General features: G+C 44.3%; 4 protein-coding genes. 1 reads left to right on the plus strand and 3 read right to left on the minus strand.

Translation table 11 applies throughout. The annotated features are described in order from the left end of the window. Positions 1–275 precede the first annotated feature (275 nt). On the minus strand, positions 276–1,883 hold the full coding sequence (locus OGM63_RS01690) for an NAD(P)H-hydrate dehydratase (protein ID WP_318528384.1): 1,608 nt from the start codon (positions 1,881–1,883) through the stop codon (positions 276–278). Positions 1,884–2,147: 264 nt separating this feature from the next. Next, on the minus strand, positions 2,148–3,032 hold the full coding sequence (locus OGM63_RS01695) for a hypothetical protein (RefSeq protein ID WP_263743766.1): 885 nt from the start codon (positions 3,030–3,032) through the stop codon (positions 2,148–2,150). A 110-nt stretch (positions 3,033–3,142) separates the two neighbouring features. On the opposite strand from OGM63_RS01695, the gene mnmA reads away from it, so the two are divergent. Continuing rightward, positions 3,143–4,198, plus strand: coding sequence for a tRNA 2-thiouridine(34) synthase MnmA (mnmA, locus tag OGM63_RS01700; protein WP_263743767.1), 1,056 nt, complete (start codon positions 3,143–3,145; stop codon positions 4,196–4,198). Between the two features lie 287 nt (positions 4,199–4,485). Here mnmA and OGM63_RS01705 read toward each other — a convergent pair whose 3' ends face one another. Beyond that, the gene (locus OGM63_RS01705) at positions 4,486–4,857 is read right to left on the minus strand and encodes a hypothetical protein (RefSeq protein ID WP_263743768.1); all 372 of its coding nucleotides are present in this window, start codon (positions 4,855–4,857) and stop codon (positions 4,486–4,488) included. Positions 4,858–4,940: the final 83 nt, after the last annotated feature.

Genomic DNA, 4,940 nt, shown 5'->3' on the forward strand with positions numbered 1-4,940 from the left:
GCCGAATTTACGCCTGTGGACAAGAACCCGCCGACGGGCTTGGTTGAAGCAGGAAGCAGACCCTTCAGGAGCAATCTTGATTGAATGGTAAGACGAGCGATAAGTTTAACCAAGTTTTGTGTAGCAGATAATGTCGTCTCGTACTAGCAACTGTGTAGAGAAGTGCAAAGCGATCGCACAAAAAAATCTAAATTATTCTGTATTCAGCTAAAGACCTTCAGTCCGGAACCTGCTATATAATTTGTGTGATTTGTCGAACACAATATAACCTGCCATCAATTCAATTCTTTCCAGGCTGATGCCAAAACAGGTATAAAATAATTCGTGAGTGTAAAAGCATCAACTCCCAATTCTGTGCGCTCTTGAGCCGCTAAAATCCCCGCTTGGGAATGCCACCAAGCAGCAGTTGCGACAATCTCCTCTACAGAAATATGCTTAGATTTAGCTTGTGCTAACAGCCCACCAAGTACCCCCGTTAATACATCACCGCTACCACCACGGGCTAAAGCTGGAGTGCTTTGGGGATTAATCCAGACGGAATTTTGGGAATTTGCGATCGCTGTTCTCGCTCCCTTTAACAATACTATCGCACCACAACTATGGGCAGCTTCGCGCACGGCACGCACTCGATCTTTCATCGGATCGGGGACATTGGGAAACAATCGCTTGAATTCACCAGCGTGGGGGGTGAGAATTGTGACTGCCTGTCGTTTTTGTAAGGTGGCAATAGTTCCCATGTGTGCGAGGATATTCAAAGCATCAGCATCGAGAATTAAAGGGCGATCGCATTCTAAAACTTGTTGTACAATTGGGGTAGTATCTCCTGTTAAACCGGGACCTATGGCGATCGCATCAAAGGAACTCAAGTCAGTATTTTCGGGTAATTGCAAAGAAGCGATCGCACCTGTTTCAGTTTCCGGACAACCGATAATTAGTGCTTCTGGTAATTGTGCCACCAAAAGCGGCTTCAAAGATTCTGGTACAGCGATAGAAAGCATTCCCACACCACTTACCCTGGCACCCAAACCAGTTAAAATTGCCCCTCCAGAATAGCGACGTGAACCGCAAATCAGCAGTAAATGACCTTCCTTATATTTGTGGGTGACGGCGGGACGCGGTAGCGGTAAAGTTGAAAGTGCAGTAGTTTGAGTAATGCGGTGAATTTTGTTTACATCTCCCACAACAGCTTGCACATCAGCCAACGGGATATCAAAGTCGATTAATTCACATGAGCCAACATATTCTAAAGCATGGTCTTGCAATAAACCCAGCTTCCACAAACCCAAGCAAAAGGTGTGTGTAGCGCGAATTGCAGTCCCCAATACCTCACCTGTGTCTGTGTGCAACCCTGAAGGTAAATCAATGCTGACAATGGGTTTAGACCAAGAATTAATTTGATTTATCGCTTTGGCGATCGCATCAACCAATCTTCTTTCCAAGCCAAATCCAAACAACCCATCAATCAACAAATCGCAATCTGACAGTTGCTCTATCGACTCATAACAGGGGATACCTAGACTCTGAGTATACAGCAAATGCTGCGAAGTTAATTCTTTCAGCTTGGAGAAACAAGAATATATCTTGACATCGTAACCGCAAAAGTGCAACTCGCGAGCTACAACTAGCGCATCTCCACCATTATGACCAGGACCAACAAAAACCCCCACGCGTTTTACTTCGTGTCCCCCTTGTCCCCCTTCTCCCCCTTGTCCCCCTTGTCTCACATTTGGGTAGATATCCTGAATTCGACGGGCAATTAATCCTGCCACCTTTTCCATTAAAGCTGCTACAGGCATTCCCGCAGCAAAGATCCGTGCTTCGATATCACGCATTTGCTGTGCCGTAACTATTATTTGGGAAATTTGTTCTTGCCGAGCCATCATTTAGTTAGGAGTTGGGAGGAGCACTCGTTGGGGTAGAGACGTTCCACGGTCACGTCTGTACAAAAGTTGGGAGGAGCACTCGTAGCACTCGTTGGGGTAGAGACGTTCCACGGTCACGTCTGTACAAAAGTTGGGAGGAGCACTCGTAGCACTCGTTGGGGTAGAGACGTTCCACGGTCACGTCTGTACAAAAGTTGGGAGGAGCACTCGTAGCGGAGTTTTAATTCCTCACTCCTAACTCCTAACTCCTAACTTTACTTTTACTTACTTTCCGTAATAAACTCTGGCATTGCCAAAGCCTAAATTTCGCAGATAACTGTTCCATTGTTCTGCTTGCGATCGTTGAATAAAAGGTCCAACAGCTACATGTGACCCTCGTGGCTGGTTTCTTTGCAATACTGCGGCACTTTGTCCGATATTGCGTCTGATTTTGTCTTCAATTATTGGTAGGTCTTGCGATCGCGCCGGAATCGCTACATAGTAATAGTTGCTTCTATTATTCCCAGAATAGCCTCCAGGATAATTTCTGTCAGGATAATTTCTATCAGGATAATTCCTGTCAGGATAATTCCTGTCAGGATAATTATAGGGTACTTCCTGTCCGTTAGATAAACTGACAATCCTTACTCCATTTATCCCCTTGGATGCTAGTTCGCTGAGGCGTCGTTGAGCGTTATCTGGTTTACTAAAGGTTCCAGCTTGAATTACAGAACGTCCTTGATATCGTCTTAATAAAGCTGTGGGTTCAACTCGACGTACTTGTTGCAGTAGTCCAGAATTACCATTATCGACATAAACCACGTATCTACCAAGGTTCTGGTTGTTTTGATCTTGATTTTGGTTTTGATACTGATTATTATACTCATATTGATATTGAGAAGATGGAGTTGTTTGATTGGTGGTTTGAGAATTGTAGTCATTTTGTTGCGCTGCATCGATCTGGGGTAATGCCTGTTGATTAGAGGGAATCAGTTCTATGTTTGCGGGTGGTGGTGGTAAAGCTTGAGTAAGCAAAACGCCACCGCTATTTATTTGCGCTTGTGCTGGGTTAGAGTAGAAGAGTAGGGAAAGTAGCGAAAGTTGAGAAACTAGGGAAGTAAATTCTTTCCTTCTGACTGCTGACCTTTGACTGGGTATTGCACTTAACATAAGTTATGTCAATATTTATAGATAATTTTTTACAGGAATTGACCAGTTAACCGTTGTAGTAAATACATAGTGTTAGCTTAGAATAAGTTGCCTAAGCTCGATTTACGGATATGAAAAAAGTCGTCGTTGGTCTTTCTGGTGGCGTTGATAGTTCCGCTGCTGCTGCTATCCTGCACAATCAAGGCTATGAAGTTGTTGGTTTGACTCTTTGGCTGATGAAAGGCAAAGGTCAGTGCTGTTCTGAGGGTATGATCGACGCGGCTTATATCTGTGAACAATTGGGTATTCCCCATCAAGTTGTTGATATTCGCGAAGTCTTTCAAACCAACATTGTCGATTATCTCGTATCTGGTTACAGCGCCGGTATTACCCCTTTGCCTTGTTCCCAATGCAATAAAACTGTCAAGTTTGCTCCAATGGTACAATATGCCCGCGAACAATTGGGATGCGATCGCATCGCTACGGGTCATTATGCCAAAATTAGCTACAACGAAGCTACTAAACGTTACGAGCTTTTACGTGCTGTAGACCGCAATAAAGACCAATCTTATTTTCTCTACGATTTGTCGCAAGATTTACTTGCGGCAACAGTGTTTCCCCTGGGAGAATTACATAAGACAGACACGCGTCGCATCGCTGCCGAATATAACTTGAAAACCGCTGACAAGCCAGAGAGCCAAGACTTATGCTTGGTAGAAAGTAACGGCTCAATGCGGGCTTTTCTAGATAAATATTTAGCGCCGAAAAAAGGTGATATTGTCGATGGTGACGGCAAAGTGCTGGGACAACACGATGGTGTCCATCATTACACCATAGGACAGCGCAAAGGCTTAGGTATTGCCGCTGCCGAACCACTGTATGTGATCGGGTTGGATGCGGTGAATAATAAAGTGATAGTAGGCGATCGCACTCTAGCCACCGAGTCAGAATGCACCGTCCAACGCGTCAACTGGGTTTCCATAGCCCAACCATCAACCCCAATTCGCGCCGAAGTGCAAATTCGCTATCGCTCAAACCCCGTACCCGTCACAGTCATTCCCTTAGAAGATTCACGAGTCAGCTTAGTGTTTGACGAACCCCAGTTCAGCATCACCCCCGGACAAGCTGCCGTCTGGTACGAAGGCGAAAAAGTCCTAGGTGGTGGCATCATCGAGCAGTTTACTTAATTTGTCGTAGTGAGCGCTTCAGCGCTCTCAAGCCTCATATTCCCGACTTGTTGAACTAGTCGGGAATATTGTTTTTCCTATTGACATGTAAAACTTGACAAGATATTATATGGATAATGGAAAAGGTGTGGACATATAGACCCTATACTGAAAAATTTAACTCGCCAACTTGCCTCTTAAGGGCGCCATAAGATAAAAGCAATTAATCCCATCAGAAAAAAGGCGTTGCTGACTTCAAGTATGAATTTGTTTCACGCAAAGACGCAAAGACGCAAAGAATAAGAGTTTTAATTATAAGCTTTTTGAATTTCATAGCTCAATTCAGCAACGCCAGAAAACAAAACCCAAATTGCAGTAAAGTTCATAGGTAGCTGGACAAAAGTATTTATAGTCCGAAGCGAGATGCTTCTAGGATGTCTGACTTTGGCGATCGCATCGCACAGTGTTAAAGAAACTCGGTTTTTGCTTTTGCTTTTATTTGGGAAATCTTTCCCCGTTGAGCAGGGGGGGGGAATTTGCTCCCTCACTCCCAATATGGTTCGGATCAGATCGTAAGCATTGCCGATAACTCTTGTAGAGAAGCGATCAAACGAAGTCTCTACACATCTGACATTATTACAAGAAAGATGCTGAAAGCCCTTGAGCATGTGGTACGCCATAGTACCACATGCGTGCTTTAGACAAGGGATGAAAGCTGGTTGCAGGATTTATCCTGCATTATCTTTTAATTTCAAATTATCTA

Source organism: Plectonema radiosum NIES-515 (assembly GCF_025753815.1).
Taxonomy (GTDB): domain Bacteria; phylum Cyanobacteriota; class Cyanobacteriia; order Cyanobacteriales; family Nostocaceae; genus Hassallia; species Hassallia radiosum_A.

Bases quoted from the DNA above. Each gene is read 5' to 3' on its own strand.
- OGM63_RS01705 (WP_263743768.1), bottom strand. From the start codon at position 4,857: ATGGCGTACCACATGCTCAAGGGCTTTCAGCATCTTTCTTGTAATAAT.
- OGM63_RS01695 (WP_263743766.1), bottom strand. From the start codon at position 3,032: ATGTTAAGTGCAATACCCAGTCAAAGGTCAGCAGTCAGAAGGAAAGAA.
- mnmA (WP_263743767.1), top strand. From the start codon at position 3,143: ATGAAAAAAGTCGTCGTTGGTCTTTCTGGTGGCGTTGATAGTTCCGCT.
- OGM63_RS01690 (WP_318528384.1), bottom strand. From the start codon at position 1,883: ATGATGGCTCGGCAAGAACAAATTTCCCAAATAATAGTTACGGCACAG.